This window comes from Seohaeicola saemankumensis (genome assembly GCF_021021435.1).
Classification (GTDB): Bacteria; Pseudomonadota; Alphaproteobacteria; order Rhodobacterales; family Rhodobacteraceae; genus Seohaeicola.
Window position 1 is genome coordinate 120,749 of record NZ_JAINWI010000017.1, and the last position, 17,524, is coordinate 138,272.

A 17,524-nucleotide genomic window follows, 5' to 3' on the forward strand; every position below is an offset into this window, starting at 1 on the left:
CCTCCCATCAGATACCCGCCGCCCGACGCAGATCAAGTGTCATCGGGGCCTCGGGGTGGGGCGTCTCGGCCTGCGGCTGGTAGAAACCTGCTGTATGCCCGTAAGGTTCGAACCGCGCCAGACGCCGCGCCTCGGCCTCGTTGTCATTGACGGGGAAGGTATCGTAATTGCGCCCGCCCGGATGCGCCACGTGATAGGTGCATCCGCCCAGCGCGCGGCCTGTCCAGTTGTCGTAGATATCAAAAGTCAGCGGTGCATTGACCGGCAGTTTCGGATGCAGCGCCAGCGGTGGCTGCCATGCCTTGAACCGAACACCCGCAACCGCAACCCCGTTGGTCCCGGACTTTTGCAACGGCACGCGGCGGCGGTTGCAGGTCACGGTATAGCGGTCAGGGTCCGAGGTTGTCAGCTTGGCCTGCAAACGCTCGACCGAACTGTCGGTATAGCGCACGGTGCCGCCGATGGCTCCTGTTTCGCCCATGACGTGCCAAGGCTCCAGCGCTTGGCGCAATTCCAGCGTCACGCCTTCGACCTGCAATTCGCCACAGAAAGGAAAGCGGAACTCGGCCTGAGCCTTGAACCAGTCGGGGTTCAAGTCAAAGCCATGCTGGCGCAAATCGGACAGCACCTCCAGAAAATCCTCCCAGACGAAATGCGGCAGCATGAAGCGGTCCGACAATGTCGTGCCCCAACGGGTCAAATTGCCCTTGATCGGGCTCGCCCACATCCGCGCAATCAAGGCGCGGATCAGCAGTTGCTGGGCCAGTGACATGCGCGGATTGGGGGGCATCTCGAAGCCACGGAACTCGACCAGACCCAAACGGCCGGTGGGACCATCAGGGGAGTAAAGCTTGTCGATACAGATCTCGGCGCGGTGGGTGTTGCCTGTCACATCAACCAGAAGGTTGCGGAACAGACGGTCCACCAGCCAGGGGGCCGGCGGCACGCCCTGTCCGGGCCGCGGCACTTGCGCCAACGCGATTTCCAGCTCGTAAAGCGCGTCCATCCTCGCCTCGTCGATACGCGGGGCCTGACTCGTGGGGCCGATGAAGAGGCCGGAGAACAGATAGGACAGCGACGGATGACGCTGCCAGTGCAGGATCAGGCTGGCCAGCAGATCGGGACGCCGCAGAAATGGGCTGTCGACAGGGGTTGATCCACCGACGACCACATGGTTGCCACCGCCCGTGCCAGTATGGCGCCCGTCGATCATGAACTTGTCGGCGCCCAGTTTCAGTTGCCGCGCCTCCTCATATACAGCCTCGGTCGTGTCGACGCAGTCCTGCCAGCTATGGGCGGGGTGGATGTTCACCTCGATCACACCGGGATCGGGGGCAACGCGGATCACATTCAGGCGCGGGTCACTTGGCGGGCCATAGCCTTCGATATGCACAGGCAGGCCAAGCTTTTTTGCAGCGGCTTCGGCAGCAGCGACCAGATCAAGATAGTCCTCGACCTGCTCGACTGGTGGCATGAAGACGCAAAGCCGTCCGTCGCGTGGCTCGACCGAGATCGCGGTGCGGACAGCGCCACCCAATTCGCCGATGACTTGCTCGATCTGCGTCTGGCTTGGTTCGGACGCGGTAAAACGCGTCGCCTGCGCGGGATGCTGTGCCAGACTGTCCACACCCTCCGGCGCGGTGTCGCGCGCGACGGCGGGCAGCGGGCCGCGATCCTCGAAAGGATCGGACGGGATCACATGCGGATAGCTGGCTTCCGGTACATGCGGCAGGGCGGACAGGGGAAGGCGATAGCCGACAGGACTGTCTCCGGGTACAAGGAAAAGATGCCCGCGCCGGAGCGTCCATTTCTCGGACCGCCAGACGCGCCCCGTTGCGCGCGCCTGCCAACGCTGCACAGGCAATACGAAACCGGATGGCTCGGTCAGCCCGCGCGAGAATACCCGCGCGATGCGGTCACGTTCCTCGGGGTCTTTCAGACGAGAGTTTTCGGGCGTCACGTTTTCAGGCAGATTGCCTTCCTTGATGATCCATTCGGCAGGGTCTTCATAGGCAGGTGTCACGTTGTCGGAGGGGACACCCAAGGCCTCGGCCATATTGGACAGCAGCGTCGCCGCATGGTCCGGAGTGACGGTCGCACCAGTTTTCTCGGTCGCGATCAAGTCCGGGTCCGACCAGATCGGGGTGCCGTCATTGCGCCAATAGAGCGAGAAAGTCCAGCGCGGCAGGCTTTCGCCGGGATACCACTTGCCCTGCCCGTAATGCAGGAACCCACCCGGCGCGAAGCGGTCGCGCAAGCGACGGATAAGCGCATCGGCAAAGACACGTTTAGTAGGGCCGACCGCCGCAGTATTCCATTCCTCGGCCTCGAAATCCAGCGTCGACACGAATGTCGGTTCGCCTCCCATCGTCAGGCGCACGTCGCCCTCTTTCAGCGCGGCGTCAACTTTTTCGCCAAGCGCGTTCAACTCGGCCCAAGCTTCATCCGAAAAAGGCTTGGTGATGCGCGGATGTTCGGCCACGCGCGCCACCGTCATGTCGAAATCGAAACTGACATTGGCCGCGCTTGCCAGTCCCGAAATAGGCGCGGCGTTACGGTAATGCGGGGTCGCGGCCAAGGGAATATGCGACTCGCCCGTCAACAGGCCTGATGTCGGATCAAGCCCGATCCAGCCGGCGCCGGGCAGATAGACCTCGGCCCAGGCGTGCAGGTCGGTAAAGTCATGCGTGGCCCCGATCGGCCCGTCAACGGCAGTCAGGTCGGGTTTCAACTGGATCAGGTAGCCCGACACGAACCGCGCCGCAAAACCCAGATGGCGCATCGCTTGCACCAACAGCCAGCTTGTATCGCGGCAAGATCCCTTGGCGGATGAAAGCGTCTGCTCAGGTGTCTGCACCCCCGGCTCTAGCCGGATCACATAGCCGATATCCTGCGCCAATTGCGCGTTCAGCCCGACGATGAAATCAACGGTCCTGACGCGGTCGCGTGGCACTTTCGCCAGCCATGACTGCAACAATGGCCCCGCCGGTTCGGTTACGCGGTAGATCACCAGATCCTCTGCCACATCCTCGGGGTAGGTGAAGGGCCATGTGTCGGCGGTCTCCTCGACAAAGAAATCAAACGGGTTGTAGACTGTCATGTCGGCGGTCAGATCAACTTCGATCTTCAATTCGCGCACAGGTTCGGGAAACACGAAACGCGCCAGCCAGTTGCCATAAGGGTCTTGCTGATAGTTCACGAAGTGATCGGCCGGACTGACCTTGAGAGAATGCGATACAACGCGCGTCCGACTATGCGGCGCGGGACGCAGACGGATGATCTGCGGCCCCAGACTGACGGGTCGGTCATACTGGTAATGGGTCAGGTGATGAATGCTGGCAAGAATGGACATGGGCACCTTTGCGGTCAGGGCTACCCCCCTGTTTTTTCACGTCCCCCCCCTTCATACCATCACAAACTGCATCGTTGCAGGGAATTGCCTGTCAGCGCCCGAAAATCCGGCAAGTCGGATCAGTCGAACCGCAGCGGGCTGCGTTGACGCCCTGTGTCGTCGAAGTTCGCGGGATCAAGCCATGTGATAAAACCTTCACGCAGACGCGGCCATTCGGTGTCGAGGATCGAGAACCACGCGGTATCGCGATTGCGGCCCTTATAGGTAACGGCCTGCCGGAACGTGCCCTCATAGGTAAAACCCAACCGCGCGGCGGCTTGCCGCGAGGGCGCGTTCAATGCATCGCATTTCCATTCATAGCGCCGGTATCCCAACTCTTCGAACGCGCGGCGCATCAGCAGATACATCGCTTCCGTGGCTTCACGGCTGCGCGACAATGCTGGCGCATAGTTGATATTCCCGACCTCGATCACCCCGTTTGCCGGATCAATCCGCATCAGGCTGGCCACGCCCAAAGGCCGGCCATCGACCACAATAGTGTGAAACAGCGGATCGTCGGTCAGGCATGTCGCGTCCATCCATGCGCGAAACGCTGCACTATCAACAAAGGGGCCTTGCGGCAGATAGGTCCAGATGCGTCCTTCGACATCAGCGCTGTAGGCTTCGAACAGACCCGCTGCATGCGCTTCCGGATCAAGGGGCACAACATCGCACCACTTCCCCTTCATCGGCGTTCTGGGGGGGCGTGGCCTTGGTAGGGTGATGTTCAGCGGTGCGCCAACTGGCTGCCCCAACGCATTGACGTGGTCGGCCATGAAATCCCCTTCACATGTACTTTAAGATGCAGGCTAGACCTGTCCCTTTTGCAGGACCATAGCCAGATAGGTGTTTCAGTTACGTCCAACGAACTCGAACGAGAACTGGCGTTGCGCGCCTGCTGGCGGTCTGGGGAAAGGTGCGGCGCGGCGGATATGGTCAAGTGCGACCTGATCCAGATCCGGCGAGCCTGAGCTTCGGATCACCCTGACCGCTGCAAGCCCCCCGCCTTCCGAGATTGAAAAGCCCACTACGGTGCGCCCGGGCGACGGTGCGCGCTTTTTGCGCGTGCGGTTGATCTGGGTCAGCACGGCACGGCCATAGCTGGCATTCGCGGCAGCACCGCCGTCACCCTGCGCGGTAGGACGCTGCGTTTGTGCGGCAGGGGCTTTCGCCCCCTCTTGTCCTGCATTGGTGCCTCTGGTCGCGTTATGATCGGCATTTCCGGCAGCCTGTGCAGGGGCTTGCGGTTTGGGCTTGGCTCGCTCGTCCGGGTGGGCCGCACGCGGTGCAGGACGCGCCCGAGGCCGCCTTGCCGATGGTGACTGAGTTACCCGCGGCACCGGCGTCAAGGTTTCTTGCCTGGGCAAAGCCTGGGCTTGATCCGGCGCGGCAGAGGCAATCGCCGCGATCTCGGGCGCCAGCACGGGTGGCAATGCCTCGACCTGTGGCACCGGCTTGACTTCGAGTTGCGCCAATCGGGCGGCCTGTGTGACAGGCTTGCTGCGCGGCGTTTCCTGCGCTGGGGTTAAAGGCTCTGCCTCGGCGCGTTCCAAGGATTCCGTGGGCGGGCTGACCGGCATGGCAGCCCCCTGCGCCATATCGGCGAAACTGTCGCCAAGTTCCGGCGTGTATTGTGCCTGCCCACCTTGCAATGCCACGTCTTCAGGTGGTGCAAAACGCACAAGTCCCGCTGCATGCAACCCGCCCGAGACTGTCAGGGCCAAAGCGGCGACAGCTATCTTTCGCATCCCTGTCATTGACTGCTCCGTTCTGTCACGATCCGGACCTCGGCGGCACCAGCGGCACGTAAAGCGCGGGCAAGCTGAATTAGACCGACGGCATCGGTGTCACGATCCGGCATGATCCGCGCCACCCCCTGCGAATCGGGCGGCAAGGCCGCAACATAGCTTGCCGGATCGGCGGGGGATCCTTGCCAGATCACCTCACCCTTTGCAGTGAGGGCCAGCACGTCCGGCGGGATCAACGGATCTGCCTCGGACAGGCGCACCAGTTGCAGATCGGCAGGCGGTTGCGGCGCGATGCTTCCGGCGACCAGAAAGAACATCAGCATCAGAAAGACCACATTGATCAAGGTGATGGTCGAATCTGCCCTGCGGCGGAACGGGACAAGCCTGCGTGCCATCAGCCCAACACCTGTACACGCATCCCCGATGTGCTACGTAACCGGACCAGCAGGTCGGCAAGACGCTGCGCGCTGACATGCGGGGCAAGGCTGACCAGAACCTGCGGCTGGTCCTGACCCAGAGCCAGAATCTGTGCGGCAACCTGATCCAGTAGAGCAGACTGACCGTTGACTGTCAGAGTTTCCGGCGCAAGGCGCAGAAACACCGGCACGGTCTGGGCTGTGCCGGCGCCGCGTGCTCCGGCCACCAGCGGCAATTCGGCAGTGCGGGTGAAGGTCGTCGAGAGCATGAAGAACAAAAGCAGCAGAAAGATCACGTCTATCAGCGAAGTCATCGAAAGGGCGCGCCGACGCACCGGAAGGCAACGCTTCAACATGGTGGGGCTAGCCATGGGCTGCCCGCAATCCGCTATGGTGCAGCGGGTCCGGCAGTTCGGGATGCGGCAGCGCAGGGCCGCACAACGTTTCCACCATCGTTTCGGCAAGCCGCCGATGCGCGGCGATGCGCGCCTCGAACGCCGTGAGAATCAAGGATACAGGCATGGCAATCGCCAGACCGACCGCTGTGGTCAGCAAGGCCACCCAGATGCCACCGGCCAGCAAAGACGGATCGACCGACGCACCCGCACCTTGCAAGGCCTGAAAAGCCTCGATCATCCCCAAAACTGTGCCGAACAATCCCAGTAGCGGCGCGACCTGCGCCACGGCATCAAGAAATCGCAATCCGCTTTCGGCTCGGGCTAGTTCCACTTCGGTTTCGGCGTGCAGGCGCTCACGCAGGGCGGCTGTCGGAACCGATGCTGCCATCGCCCTGAGCGCCAGACGTGCCAGCGGATCACCCGCGCGGGTCAATGCCTCGCGGGCCGCGACAGTCTGTCCCGATGCCAGCGGGACCAAGGCTGCGTGAAGTCTGGCACCACGCCACAACCCAAGAAAACGCAAGTGCACGGCCTTCCACAAAATGACCGCTCCGGCGACAACAGAGAGCGCCAGAAGCAGGGCAAAGACCCAACCGCCCAGTTCGACAAGGGCGCTCAGACGGACAGCTAAATCATGCAGCATTTCGATCATCCCAGTATCTTGATTGCATCAATGCGTGTGCTTGGTTGCAGTGCGTTCGCGCAGGCCTGTTCCGGCAAATCCTGCCCCGTGCAGGCGCCAACCTCGTTGATAAGGACCTGCCCGACCTTGGCGCATTCCAGATCGGGCAGATCGAACTGTCGCACGCGAGGGCGCGCTTGAGGCAGATTCTGAAAGTCGAGCAAGACAAGGCGCGCGACCAGTCCTTCGGGGTTGAAGATCACAGCCTCAAGCACCAGCGCCGAAAGGTCCGCGCCCAAACCATTCGTCGCCACAAATGACATCCGGCACCCGCCCGCGCGGTTCTCCACCGCGTTCAACTCGATGCCAAGCACCGGTGTCTCGGCCACGAGGGGGGAAGGAAGAAATCCGACGATGACAAAAAGGCTCAGAATGGTTTGGCGCATCGGATTCTCCTTAGAAGGTTTTAGCGACCGAAATGCTGATCGTTCGGCCCGGAGCCTTATCTAGCGCAAGATTGTTGCGATATGTCCCATCAAAGACATTGTTGATTGCAAGATTAACCTCCAGCCCTTCCAGCACGCCGCGATCAGGTGTCCATGTCGCAAAGATGTCATGGGTATTATATGCCTCGCCCGAAGTTGTCGCGGATGAGGTTGTGATGTCGTCAAAGAAAGACGCGCGCCAGCCGACAGTCAGGTTCTGATCGGGCAGCTTGGCACCAAGGGTCAGCACGGCGTTTTCCGCAGGCGTATCAGGCAGCGTCAGCCCTGTGCTGCGATCCTCGCTGCGCACCTGCGAATAGGCCAACTGTGCGAACCACAGGTCGGCGTCATAGCTTGCCTCAAGCTCTGCACCCCAGATCCGCGCCTCGTTGATATTGGCAAAATACGGCACCGACGTGGTATTCCCGTCCGGCAGGATCGGGCGTGGTGACGTTGCAATGAGGTTGGATATGTCGTTGCGGAAGGCTGTCGCCTTGAGCTGGAACACATCGCCATCGCTCAGCACATTCATGCGCTGGAACGCAAAGCCCAGTTCGAATGTGTCTGCTGTCTCGGGTTCGAGGTTCAGGCTGGGTGTGCGTGCGACAGCCGCCAATCCGGGGCCACGCCGCGCGGGTCCTTCGGACGAATAAAGCTCGTCCAGCGTGGGCATGCGTTCCGTCCGCGCCATCGAGCCAAAAACTGACCAGCTCTCGTTCAACTTGTACATCGCCGCCAATTTGGGCGAGATCGAGGTTTTGGACTGTCTGGACCCGCCGGCTTCCTCGGCCTCGGCGCTGGGGGTCAGTTCGCCAAAATCAACACGCACACCGGGGATCAGCGTCAGACGGTCATTCCAGACCAGTTCGCCCTGTGCATAGATACCAAGCTTCTGGTCGGTTCCTTCAGGATGGAAACCCAGCGCGCCAACCGAGGATGTCGCACTGCGCTTCTGCTCGGACACCTGGACCCCGAAGGTCAGGTAATTCTCCCACGCGCCTGCGGACAGATCAGCGGTGTTCTCGACCTTCAGACTGACAGTGCGATACCCGTACTCGCTGTCACACAGAACCGCCAACTGACCCGCAGCGCACATGGCCGCCATCGAAAAGTTGTCCTTCTCGACATTGGTATCCGTCACCGACAGACCCACAGTCAGGTCCAGCAGCGGATTAGCCGATGCACGGTGACGCCATGTAAGTGTCGCAGTGTCATCAATTGCGCGAATGTCGCTTGTGCCGAATCCGGCCAGTGCGGCACCTCCTGTCTGGGCCACGACGGTTTCATCCAACTGCGTATCTGTGCGCGACAGCGACAGCGTCATCGACTGGTCAGCATCGTCACCGAAACGGTAGGTCCCTTTGACCAGACCGGACCAGCGTTCATAGGCGGTTCCAGGCAGTGTCGCGCCTGATCCGTCCTGCATGTCATCGCCTTTTGAACGGTTGATCGCGCCAAGCAGTTCTAAATTCTCGGAGGGGCGGCTGGCAAAGATCACGCCCAACCGCAGACCATCGCCGTTACTGTCATAACCGCTCTTGAAGCGCAGCGCCCGATCCTGTCCGGGTTCCAGAAAATCGCTGGCATCCTTGGTGGTGAAGTTGATCACCCCACCAATGGCGCCGGTGCCGTAAAGCGTCGATGATGCTGGGCCGCGTAGCACTTCAACGCGCTTGTAAAGCTCAAGATCGCCAAAGAAAGATCCCATACGGTATTGCTCGAAAAACTTGGGCGCACCATCGACATTAACGATGATCCGCGACTCGGATGCTGTCTGTTCGCTATTGCCGATCCCGCGGATGTTGAAGGCCTGACCGACCGGACGGGCCGATGCGCCCGCGCCCTGCACGCCCGGCACGGATTTGAAAAGCTCGGCCACATTGGCTGGCTGGTCGCGGTCGATATCCTCTTGTTCGACCGAGGAAACAGCTTGCGGCGTGTCAATCGCGACCTTTTCGGCACCGGCACCGAGGATCAGACGTCCCAGCGGGGTAAATCCCCCCGACACGTCTTCCTGCGCGAGGGCGGGTGTCGTGGTCAGCACCGCAAGTGTGACGGAAAGCAGAAGGTGCCCTTTGGGGGCAAGTGTGAATGATGCAGGCATGAGCGTCCCTTGATATTTATGGTCTGCGGGGAGGCTGGCCTGCGATAGAGCTTGTGGCTGGCGGCAGAATTATCTGACTTGAACTGTCAGGAAAAGGCTTCTAGGTATCCTTACTGTAACTGTCAAGTATATCTGGAAGATATGTTTGACGTCCTGCCTGCGCTCCAGCTACGCCCTTTGGCCCGCCAGAATCGCGCCTTTTGCACTTTGAAAGGATCGCCATGATGGCCGACCGCAATGCCCTCACACCGGACCAGATTCGCGCCCTGCGCGCTGAGAACCCCAAACCCCGCGCCCGCGACTTTGCCCAGATGCAGGGTATCACCGAGGCCGATCTGGTCGCGGCTCATGTCGGACATTGGGCCACGGCGATTGACGCCGTCCCGGACCGGCTGATGCCGCAGATCCAGATGCTTGGCGAAGTCATGGCACTGACGCGCAACAATTCTTGCGTGCATGAACGTATCGGCACATACGAGGACTACCACGCCGGACCGCATGCCCAGATGGTTCTGGGTGCCGAGATCGATCTGCGGATTTTCCCCTCACACTGGGTGCATGCCTTTGCGGTTCAGGAAACGGGCGAGGATGGTGTGAAGCGTAGCCTTCAGGTTTTCGACGTTGCAGGCGATGCGGTGCATAAGGTGCACCTGAAACCAACTTCGGATATCGCGGCCTTTGACAGGCTGGTGGAGGCGCTGCGCTTGCCGCAGCAATCCGACAGGCTGGAGCTTGGCACACGGACCACCCCCGAGGCCGCCCGCAGCGATTCAAATCGTGCAGGTGTTTTGCAATCCGAGTGGGACAAGATGACCGACACGCACCAGTTTTTGAAACTGGTGCGCAAGCTCAATATGAACCGGCTAGGCGCTTACCGCCTGGCAGGGGAGCCCTATGTGCGGGCCCTGTCGCCAGATTCTGTGACACTGGCGTTGCGCGGAGCAGCGGAACAAGCCATTCCCGTGATGATTTTTGTGGGCAATGCCGGATGTATCCAGATCCACGGTGGCTCCATAGACAAGATAGTGCCAATGGGACCGTGGATCAACGTGATGGACCCGCGTTTCAACCTGCATCTGCGTGCCGATCACATTGCCGAAGTCTGGTGCGTGACCAAGCCCACGCAGCGCGGACCTGCAATCAGCGTCGAGGCGTTTGACGAATCCGGCGGGCTGATCCTGCAAGTCTTCGGATATCGCAAGGATCTGAACCCTGCCGCATGGGAGGCGCTGTGCGCCAGCCTGCCCACCCGCGAGGAGGTGACAGCATGAAACTGACGGTGACATCGCTGCATCTGGGGCTGGGTGCCGGTCTTCTAGCTGTGGGGCTTCTGGCCCTGCCGCTGACCCCGCGCGCGCAATCCGGCGATCAGGTGCGCCTTCTGACACTGGGCGGATCGGTAACCGAGATCGTCGTCGCCCTTGGCGCGGAAAATCAACTGGTCGCGCGCGATTCCACCTCGACCTATCCACCCTCGGTCATGGACCTGCCCGACGTCGGCTATGTGCGGGCATTGTCACCCGAGGGCGTGCTGTCTGTCGCGCCCGAACTGATCCTGTCAGAACGCGGTGCCGGACCGGCCGAAACCATTGCGGTTCTGGAAGCCGCAGGGGTGGAGTTTGTCACCATGCCCGACGATCCGACACCGCAAGGCGTGCTGAATAAGATCGACGCTGTTGCCATGGCTCTGCGTCTACCCGATGCCGGAGCCGCCTTGCGGCAGGACGTCGCCGCAGGACTGGCCGCGGCGACAGCACGCGCTACCGCGGTGACTGATCGCCAACGGGTTCTGTTCGTGCTGTCGCTGCAAAGCGGGCGCGTCATGGCGGGGGGCGAAGGGTCTTCGGCGGAAGGCATTATCGAACTGGCAGGCGGCGTGAATGCGGCCACGGGTTTCGACGGCTATAAACAGATGACAGATGAGGCTGTGATCGCTGCGGCCCCCGATCTGATCCTGATGATGGACCGCGAGGGCGATCTTGCTATCTCGACCGAGGATGTTCAGGCCCATCCGGCCCTTGGCCTTACCCCTGCGGGGCAAAACGGAAACGTCCTGCGGATGAACGGGGTGCTATTGCTGGGCTTTGGTCCCCGCACCCCCGCCGCCGCCACAGCACTGCATGCGGCGCTGTACGGCACAGGGGGCTAAGCATGGTGGCGCTGCCCTGGCACAAAACATCGCCGCAGGAAGACGACCGCAGCGTAGGGGCCGCACAGACCACGCGGACCCTGTTGGGGTTGCTGGTTGTTGTGTCGATCCTGTCTTTGGGAACCGGCGCAGCGGGTCTGTCCGTGTTCGACGCTGCCCGCGATCTGGTCAGCGGCGAAGGGTTGTCGGTGCGGGACCGCGTGATCCTGATGGATATCCGCCTGCCGCGTCTGGCCATGGGACTGATGATCGGCGCGGCGCTCGCTTTGTCGGGGGCCTTGATGCAGGGGCTGTTCCGCAATCCATTGGCCGATCCGGGCATTGTCGGGGTTGGCGCCGGTGCGGGCTTGGGCGCAGTTCTGGCCATTGTGCTGGCCGGGCTGCTTCCTACCGGACTGGCGGTGCTGATCGGCGCGCATCTGGTGCCGGTTGCCGCCTTTCTGGGCGGCTGGGCCTCGACCCTGCTGCTTTACCGAGTGGCCACCCGTGGCGGGCAAACCTCGGTCGCGACCATGCTTCTGGCCGGTATCGCACTTGGTGCGCTGGCCGGTGCATTGACGGGGATGCTGGTCTATATGGCCGATGACAGGCAATTGCGGGATCTGACCTTCTGGAACATGGGGTCATTGGCCGGCGCAAGCTGGTCCAAGCTGGCGGCCAGCCTGCCCCTGATCTTGCCGGTCCTGCTGCTGTCGCCGCTTCTGGCGCGGGGGCTGAATGCGCTGGCACTGGGCGAGGCGCAGGCCGCACATCTAGGTATCCATGTTGAAACCGTCAAACGGCTGGCGATCCTTGGCGTGGCCGCCGCCGCAGGGGCCGCCGTCGCCGTGGCCGGTGGTATCGGCTTTGTCGGGATCGTCGTGCCGCATCTTCTGCGTTTGGCCACGGGGCCGGATCATCGCTACCTCCTTCCGAATGCAGCACTATTGGGGGCCAGCCTGCTTGTGGGGGCCGATATGGTCGCCCGCGTGATCGTCAGCCCCGCAGAACTGCCGATCGGGATCGTCACCGCCACCATGGGCGCGCCGGTCTTTTTGTGGATATTGCTGAAACGCCGTGGCTTGGGGGGATTGTGATGCTGACGGTGCAGAACCTGACAGCCCGTCTTTCAGGCAGGACGATCCTGCAGGGGATCACGATGTCGGCCCATGCCGGCACATTGACTGCGATTGTCGGGCCGAACGGATCGGGCAAGACCACGCTGTTGCGCGCGCTGACCGGTGATCTGCCCTATGGTGGCGCAGCCAGCCTGAACGGGCATGAGCTGAATGCCACACATCCCCGCAAGATGGCCGCGATCCGCGCGGTTCTGGCGCAATCGACGCACCTGGCCTTTCCCTTTACGGTGGCCGAAGTCGTGCGCCTTGGCCTGACCGCCAGCGTACAGATGCACGCAACAGATCTGACAGCGCGCGCCTTGGCTGAGGTCGGGCTGGCAGGATACGGGCCGCGCGACATCCAGACCCTATCAGGAGGCGAACAGGCGCGCGTCCATATGGCCCGCGTTCTGGTGCAGGTTTGGGAGCCTGTGACCGATAACGGACCGCGCTGGCTGTTTCTGGACGAACCAGTGGCGGCGTTGGATATCGGACACCAGTTGACGGTCATGCGGATCACGCGCAGCTATGCCGATTCAGGCGGCGGGGTGGTTGCTGTCATGCATGACCTGAACCTGTCGGCGATGTTCGCGGATCGGATCGCCTTGATGCTGGACGGGAGTATCCTGTCGCAAGGCCGTCCTGCCGAGGTGCTGACCGATACCAATCTGGCACAGACCTATGGCTGTCCCGTGCGGGTCAATGCTGTGCCCGAACAGGGGCCGTGGCTGGTGCCGCAGGCCACGGCGATCTGATCAGGCTTTCGGCTGGGGCCGCAGGATCATCTGCGTCTGCGTCACAATCGCCGCAAGTTTGCCTTCACCATTGCTGATCGTTGTTTGCCAGACCATGGTCGAGCGGCCTTTATGCAGTGGCAGAGTCACAGCACGGGCCGTATCTCCAACCGCAACTGGCCTGAAAAAGTTCGTCTTGCTTTCGATGGTGCTGGTCCCCTCGCCCTCGCGCAGGTTGAGAAAGGTTGCTGTGCCGCCAAGGTTGTCGGCCAGCGCCATGAAGGCCCCGCCATGCAGGGTGCCGTTACGATTGGACAGCGCCGCGGTCACAGGCAACTCGGCCTCGACGTGGTCGGGGTCAGCCGACAGGATGCGCAAGCCAAGGCTTTGGGCGAATGGCGGCTGAGCCTGCGCGATGGCGTCGATTCGGGCTTTGTCTGTGGTCACGAATGTTCTCCTGATTGCGGCGGTGCATCATCCGCGCTTCGTGTTCAGTGTCAATCCGCCCCCAAGCTGACAGCCCGCAGATTGCCACCGCATCACCGCACCAGGTTGGCACGTCATTTGCACAGGCCGGTGGCCCCATCATCCAAAGCCCCGCACAAGCCGGGGAAGATGGACGATCAGCCTACCGGAGTTTGCGATGCGTCTAACAAAATTTACGGATTATTCTTTTCGCGTGCTGCTACATGCCGCCAGTCTTGACCAAAATTGCCTGACCACGATCGAGGAAAGCGCCCTCGTATTCGGTGTCTCGCGCGCCCATCTCAAGAAGGTTGTGCTTTGCCTGACGCAAAGCGGATTTCTGATCGGACAACGCGGAAGATCGGGCGGTTTCCGGCTGGCCCTTCCACCGGCGCAGATCAATCTCGGTGACGTGATCCGCGCCACGGAACCCGATTTCGACATGGTCGAGTGTTTTCAGACCGGCAATGCCTGCCGCTTGACCGCAGGCTGTCGCCTTCCTGCAATCGTGATCCGTGCGACGCAAAACTATCTGTCGGTCTTCGATGCCTGCACTCTGGCTGATCTGGTCGTAAAGCCCCGTTTCTTCATGGGTCCACGCGCAGCTTCCTATCCCGCGCTCGCCAATTTTCCGAACAGTATGAAGCCCTGATCCCAAGGGGGTGCCGGAGCAGTCGGTAAACCCCGATCAGCGCGTGCGCTGCGCACGGGGCGCTGTCGCATAAGCGGCAATGCGGGCTCTGTCGGACCTTCCATCAGATACCACCAAAGGCCGCCTGCGTGTAAATGCCGAAGCAACCAGAAGCACGGGTGTCGCCAGTATTGCACCCGCAGCGCCCCAGAGCCATGCTCCGAAAGTGATCGCCAGAAAAATCGTGAGCGCGGATTGGCGCATCTGACGGCCAACCAGCATGGGCGTCACAAACTGCCCCTCGACCGTATTTAGAACCAGAAGACATAGGACAGGAAGAAACGCGCTTTGCGGCTCGGGAAAGGTCACAAGGCCGACACCAAGCAGGATCATCGCCATGATCGCGGGGCCGATGTAAGGCATGAAATTCAGAACGCCCGTCAACAATCCCCAGAGGAAAGGATTGGGAATCCCGAAGGCCCAATACAATGCCGTAGCGACCAGTCCCAAAGCGGTGTTGATCAGCAGGATTGCGAAAAGATAGGAGGATACGTTGCTTTGGATATCGCGGATCGCGCGGCCGAGAGCGCGCTGACGGCGCGGATTTGTTCCCAAGGCCATCACCCAGCGCGCCAGCAACGCCCGTTCGCGCAGAAGAAAGAAGGTCAGAACCGCCCCATAGACCGTGCCACTCAGGAAAACAGGGACTGACACGGCCAGACCAGCCAGCACGGATTGACCAGAGCCGGTCAATTGCTCCATCGGGTCGATCTCTTCTCCGTCACTGTTAAACTGCGGCCCCTGAATCGCGTCGGTCAAGTCACTGATCAGATTACGCAAGAGCTCATCCAGCTTTCGCAGGATATCAGGTGCGCGCCGGTTCCATTCGTCAGCACTTGGCAAAACATAATAGACCAGCGCGGCGATCCCGCCGATGGCAGCCAGAACGATCACGGCTGCCGACAGGCTGCGCGGTATCCGGATTTTGTCGGCGCGTCGGGCCACGGGTTCCAGCGCGACCGCCGCCAGTAGCGCTAGAACAGTTGGGATGGCAAAACTGCGAAGTTCCTGAAGTGCTGCCAGAACCATCAGGCTGGCAATCGCCACAAGCGACAGCGTTGCGGCACGCGGGAAACTCGTCTCTTGGGGAAGACGACGAGGAGCCGGCACAGGGGCTGTGGGGGGAATCACCAGTTCAGGCTCCGGATGTCATTTCTTCACAGGTAATCCCGCCCCGGTTCAAGGGCGGGATGGGGCAATTCAGGCGCGGGACGCCTGTCAGCGATCACGCGAGCGACGCAACCGCAGGGCCGTATCCAGACCGAAGACGAAGGCTTCGGCCAATGGCGGAAAGGGCGCTTTTTGGCCTGCAGGATGGGCGTGGGCCTGCGCCTGCGCTCTGGCCAGTCGGGCCTCGCGTTCAGAGCGGCTGGGGGACAGTGCTGCGTAAAGGGCCAGACCGCCCGCACCAAGATAAAGACCGCCAAGGATGACGGCGGCGATTTGCGCGGAATAGGTTGTCTCCAGCAAGATCCACATTGCAACGGTCAGAAACCCTGCTGCAGTTGCCAGAAACGCCGCACTGACCAATAGCAAGCCTATACGGCGCACCCCCTCTCGGGCGCGCGCCGCAACAGCAGCTTCGAGATGTGCCGCAGCATGCTGCATTATGATCTCCGCGACAGCATCAAGCCGACCAGCAGGCCAACACCGGCTGCAATGCCCATGGCCATTGCAGGTTTCTCACGGATCAGGGCATCCGCATGATCAACCGCATCGCCAGCTTGCTTTTGCAGCCTCTCATATTCATGCTCAACCCCCTCGCGGGCCTTGCCAGCCATACGCTTCGCGCCCTTCGCCGCGTCTTGCGCTTCGGCGCGCGTCAGATCTCTGAGGGTGGTTGTCAGGGCAGCCACATCCTCACGCAGGGTTGCAAGCTGTTCGCTGATGTCATCGGTGGTCGGTTTGTTTGCTGCTTGTGCCATTCAGGCCTCCATACATATCAGGCACGTTTGAAACGGATGCCTGGAAAAAGGGGATTCAAGGTCAGATCATTACATCGGGGGACGGCCACGCACCGCACGTGCGATCATGGCGATCACGAAAAGCGCGATGAAAATGAAGAAGAGTATCTGGGCGATCCCGGCGGACGCAGAAGCGATGCCACCAAAACCGAAAACTGCCGCGATCAATGCGACCACAAGAAATGTCAGGGCCCATCCGAGCATGTTGGTCTCCTTTCCAAATTTTTATGCACAATCCGTTTGTGCCTTCGCAATTAAAAACGCCGCTTGGGACGGAACGGTTCCCTGCTAGTTCGGATAATTCTCGAACCAGACCGAAATATACGCTGAAAAGGATCTTATAACAAAATGTTAGCCTGAAACCTCCAAACCTTGAATCCCCCGGCCTTAAGCCGGGGGATACGTGTCTCAGGCTGAAAGGGTTTCAGTCGAGGCGAAGAACATCGCCTGACTCACCGCGGAACGCACTTGATCCTCGTCATAGGGCTTGGTGATCAGAAACGCCGGTTCATGCTTTGCGCCGGTCAGCAAGCGTTCGGGGAACGCAGTAATAAAGATCACTGGTCGCTCGCCCAGCGCCTCGAGGATATCGTGGACCGCATCAATGCCCGAAGATTTATCGGCCAACTGGATATCAGCCAGAACCAGATCGGGCGGGTTGTTCTTTGCCAATGCAAGCGCTTCGGTCCGTGTGCGAGCAATTCCGGTGACTGTGTGCCCCATATCGGCGACGATCTCGCGCAGATCAACGGCGATGATCGGCTCATCCTCGATGATCATGACGCGGCCCAGTATCGACGCCTGCATTTCATTGCGCGCAATCTCGATCAGTTCTGCCGCCTCATTTTGTTCGACCTGCATGATCTTCGCCACTTCGTTGGTGGTAAAGCTTTCGATCGACTGTAGCAAAAGCGCTTCGCGGGTATTCGCAGTCAAATGGGCCATGTGATGCTGTGCGCGGGCGGTCAGATTGTCCTCTGCTTCTACAAGCGGGGCTCCGGCACTGGACCAGACCACATGGAAGGCGTGAAACAGGGCCAGTTTGGGCGGGGAAATCTCGCCCATGATCGAGGGGTCAGCAAGGATCGCCTCGATCGTGGCGGCCGCGAAACGATCGCCAGCATCCTGACTGCCTGTCAGAGCACGGGCGTAACGACGCAGATATGGCAGGCTGTCGCCAACAAGATCAGCAAGGTCGGACTGAGTACCGGATGACATTTTTTTCCCTTCGATGAAGTTTTATCGGGAACCAAACGTCTG

At 61.0% G+C, this 17,524-nt stretch carries 19 protein-coding genes; 5 read left to right on the forward strand and 14 right to left on the reverse strand.

Translation table 11 applies throughout. The annotated features are described in order from the left end of the window. Positions 1-7: 7 nt before the first annotated feature. From K7H22_RS16290 to K7H22_RS16325, 8 genes are all read right to left on the reverse strand, one after another. The gene (locus K7H22_RS16290) at positions 8-3,352 is read right to left on the reverse strand and encodes a DUF2126 domain-containing protein (protein ID WP_230801938.1); all 3,345 of its coding nucleotides are present in this window, start codon (positions 3,350-3,352) and stop codon (positions 8-10) included. A gap of 119 nt (positions 3,353-3,471) precedes the next feature. After that, positions 3,472-4,167 carry a GNAT family N-acetyltransferase gene (locus K7H22_RS16295; protein WP_230801939.1) on the reverse strand — a complete coding sequence of 232 codons (696 nt, stop codon included), beginning with the start codon at positions 4,165-4,167 and terminating at the stop codon, positions 3,472-3,474. Positions 4,168-4,242: 75 nt separating this feature from the next. After that, positions 4,243-5,148 carry an energy transducer TonB family protein gene (locus K7H22_RS16300; RefSeq protein WP_230801940.1) on the reverse strand — a complete coding sequence of 302 codons (906 nt, stop codon included), beginning with the start codon at positions 5,146-5,148 and terminating at the stop codon, positions 4,243-4,245. After that, a complete protein-coding gene (locus K7H22_RS16305) occupies positions 5,145-5,534 on the reverse strand; it encodes an ExbD/TolR family protein (RefSeq protein WP_230801941.1) in 390 nt (129 codons plus the stop codon). The genes K7H22_RS16300 and K7H22_RS16305 overlap by 4 nt, the downstream gene beginning before the upstream one ends. Next, positions 5,534-5,926: a biopolymer transporter ExbD gene (locus K7H22_RS16310; protein ID WP_230801942.1), complete on the reverse strand. Its 393-nt coding sequence runs from the start codon at positions 5,924-5,926 to the stop codon at positions 5,534-5,536. The genes K7H22_RS16305 and K7H22_RS16310 overlap by 1 nt, the downstream gene beginning before the upstream one ends. Beyond that, positions 5,919-6,605 (reverse strand): MotA/TolQ/ExbB proton channel family protein, encoded by a 687-nt coding sequence (locus K7H22_RS16315; RefSeq protein WP_230801943.1) that lies wholly within the window; start codon positions 6,603-6,605, stop codon positions 5,919-5,921. The genes K7H22_RS16310 and K7H22_RS16315 overlap by 8 nt, the downstream gene beginning before the upstream one ends. Next, positions 6,602-7,021, reverse strand: a complete 420-nt coding sequence (locus K7H22_RS16320) for a hypothetical protein (protein WP_230801944.1) — start codon at positions 7,019-7,021, stop codon at positions 6,602-6,604. Before K7H22_RS16320 ends, K7H22_RS16315 begins: the two co-directional genes overlap by 4 nt. A gap of 10 nt (positions 7,022-7,031) precedes the next feature. Continuing rightward, positions 7,032-9,164 carry a TonB-dependent receptor domain-containing protein gene (locus K7H22_RS16325; protein ID WP_230801945.1) on the reverse strand — a complete coding sequence of 711 codons (2,133 nt, stop codon included), beginning with the start codon at positions 9,162-9,164 and terminating at the stop codon, positions 7,032-7,034. A gap of 224 nt (positions 9,165-9,388) precedes the next feature. Here K7H22_RS16325 and K7H22_RS16330 point away from each other — a divergent pair, with 224 nt between their 5' ends. From K7H22_RS16330 to K7H22_RS16345, 4 genes are read left to right on the forward strand one after another with little or no spacing between them, the layout of a single operon-like run. Continuing rightward, positions 9,389-10,435 carry a hemin-degrading factor gene (locus K7H22_RS16330; protein WP_230801946.1) on the forward strand — a complete coding sequence of 349 codons (1,047 nt, stop codon included), beginning with the start codon at positions 9,389-9,391 and terminating at the stop codon, positions 10,433-10,435. Beyond that, positions 10,432-11,313, forward strand: a complete 882-nt coding sequence (locus K7H22_RS16335; RefSeq protein WP_230801947.1) for a heme/hemin ABC transporter substrate-binding protein — start codon at positions 10,432-10,434, stop codon at positions 11,311-11,313. The genes K7H22_RS16330 and K7H22_RS16335 overlap by 4 nt, the downstream gene beginning before the upstream one ends. Positions 11,314-11,315: 2 nt before the next feature. Then, positions 11,316-12,389, forward strand: a complete 1,074-nt coding sequence (locus K7H22_RS16340) for a FecCD family ABC transporter permease (protein ID WP_230801948.1) — start codon at positions 11,316-11,318, stop codon at positions 12,387-12,389. Next, on the forward strand, positions 12,389-13,165 hold the full coding sequence (locus K7H22_RS16345) for a heme ABC transporter ATP-binding protein (RefSeq protein ID WP_230801949.1): 777 nt from the start codon (positions 12,389-12,391) through the stop codon (positions 13,163-13,165). Before K7H22_RS16340 ends, K7H22_RS16345 begins: the two co-directional genes overlap by 1 nt. Here the strand turns inward: K7H22_RS16345 and K7H22_RS16350 are convergent, their stop codons facing one another. Next, entirely contained in the window at positions 13,166-13,591 is a 426-nt protein-coding gene (locus K7H22_RS16350; RefSeq protein ID WP_230801950.1) for a PaaI family thioesterase, read from the reverse strand. Positions 13,592-13,787: 196 nt separating this feature from the next. Between K7H22_RS16350 and K7H22_RS16355 the strand changes: the two genes are divergently transcribed. Then, positions 13,788-14,261: an RrF2 family transcriptional regulator gene (locus K7H22_RS16355; RefSeq protein WP_230801951.1), complete on the forward strand. Its 474-nt coding sequence runs from the start codon at positions 13,788-13,790 to the stop codon at positions 14,259-14,261. Positions 14,262-14,297: 36 nt separating this feature from the next. Here K7H22_RS16355 and K7H22_RS16360 read toward each other — a convergent pair whose 3' ends face one another. The 5 genes from K7H22_RS16360 to K7H22_RS16380 all read right to left on the reverse strand — a co-directional run bounded on the left by K7H22_RS16360 (position 14,298) and on the right by K7H22_RS16380 (position 17,482). Further along, on the reverse strand, positions 14,298-15,431 hold the full coding sequence (locus K7H22_RS16360) for an AI-2E family transporter (RefSeq protein ID WP_230801952.1): 1,134 nt from the start codon (positions 15,429-15,431) through the stop codon (positions 14,298-14,300). Positions 15,432-15,518: 87 nt separating this feature from the next. Next, a complete protein-coding gene (locus tag K7H22_RS16365) occupies positions 15,519-15,908 on the reverse strand; it encodes a hypothetical protein (RefSeq protein WP_230801953.1) in 390 nt (129 codons plus the stop codon). After that, entirely contained in the window at positions 15,908-16,225 is a 318-nt protein-coding gene (locus K7H22_RS16370) for a DUF883 family protein (RefSeq protein ID WP_230801954.1), read from the reverse strand. Before K7H22_RS16370 ends, K7H22_RS16365 begins: the two co-directional genes overlap by 1 nt. 69 nt (positions 16,226-16,294) lie before the next feature. Then, positions 16,295-16,468 (reverse strand): DUF1328 domain-containing protein, encoded by a 174-nt coding sequence (locus K7H22_RS16375; RefSeq protein WP_230801955.1) that lies wholly within the window; start codon positions 16,466-16,468, stop codon positions 16,295-16,297. Between the two features lie 204 nt (positions 16,469-16,672). After that, positions 16,673-17,482 (reverse strand): response regulator, encoded by an 810-nt coding sequence (locus K7H22_RS16380; RefSeq protein WP_230801956.1) that lies wholly within the window; start codon positions 17,480-17,482, stop codon positions 16,673-16,675. Between the last annotated feature and the right edge of the window lie 42 nt (positions 17,483-17,524).

Coding starts and splice junctions, on each gene's coding strand:
- K7H22_RS16290 (WP_230801938.1), bottom strand. CDS start 3,352: ATGTCCATTCTTGCCAGCATTCATCACCTGACCCATTACCAGTATGAC.
- K7H22_RS16295 (WP_230801939.1), bottom strand. CDS start 4,167: ATGGCCGACCACGTCAATGCGTTGGGGCAGCCAGTTGGCGCACCGCTG.
- K7H22_RS16300 (WP_230801940.1), bottom strand. CDS start 5,148: ATGACAGGGATGCGAAAGATAGCTGTCGCCGCTTTGGCCCTGACAGTC.
- K7H22_RS16305 (WP_230801941.1), bottom strand. CDS start 5,534: ATGGCACGCAGGCTTGTCCCGTTCCGCCGCAGGGCAGATTCGACCATC.
- K7H22_RS16310 (WP_230801942.1), bottom strand. CDS start 5,926: ATGGCTAGCCCCACCATGTTGAAGCGTTGCCTTCCGGTGCGTCGGCGC.
- K7H22_RS16315 (WP_230801943.1), bottom strand. CDS start 6,605: ATGATCGAAATGCTGCATGATTTAGCTGTCCGTCTGAGCGCCCTTGTC.
- K7H22_RS16320 (WP_230801944.1), bottom strand. CDS start 7,021: ATGCGCCAAACCATTCTGAGCCTTTTTGTCATCGTCGGATTTCTTCCT.
- K7H22_RS16325 (WP_230801945.1), bottom strand. CDS start 9,164: ATGCCTGCATCATTCACACTTGCCCCCAAAGGGCACCTTCTGCTTTCC.
- K7H22_RS16330 (WP_230801946.1), top strand. CDS start 9,389: ATGGCCGACCGCAATGCCCTCACACCGGACCAGATTCGCGCCCTGCGC.
- K7H22_RS16335 (WP_230801947.1), top strand. CDS start 10,432: ATGAAACTGACGGTGACATCGCTGCATCTGGGGCTGGGTGCCGGTCTT.
- K7H22_RS16340 (WP_230801948.1), top strand. CDS start 11,316: ATGGTGGCGCTGCCCTGGCACAAAACATCGCCGCAGGAAGACGACCGC.
- K7H22_RS16345 (WP_230801949.1), top strand. CDS start 12,389: ATGCTGACGGTGCAGAACCTGACAGCCCGTCTTTCAGGCAGGACGATC.
- K7H22_RS16355 (WP_230801951.1), top strand. CDS start 13,788: ATGCGTCTAACAAAATTTACGGATTATTCTTTTCGCGTGCTGCTACAT.
- K7H22_RS16365 (WP_230801953.1), bottom strand. CDS start 15,908: ATGCAGCATGCTGCGGCACATCTCGAAGCTGCTGTTGCGGCGCGCGCC.
- K7H22_RS16370 (WP_230801954.1), bottom strand. CDS start 16,225: ATGGCACAAGCAGCAAACAAACCGACCACCGATGACATCAGCGAACAG.
- K7H22_RS16375 (WP_230801955.1), bottom strand. CDS start 16,468: ATGCTCGGATGGGCCCTGACATTTCTTGTGGTCGCATTGATCGCGGCA.
- K7H22_RS16380 (WP_230801956.1), bottom strand. CDS start 17,482: ATGTCATCCGGTACTCAGTCCGACCTTGCTGATCTTGTTGGCGACAGC.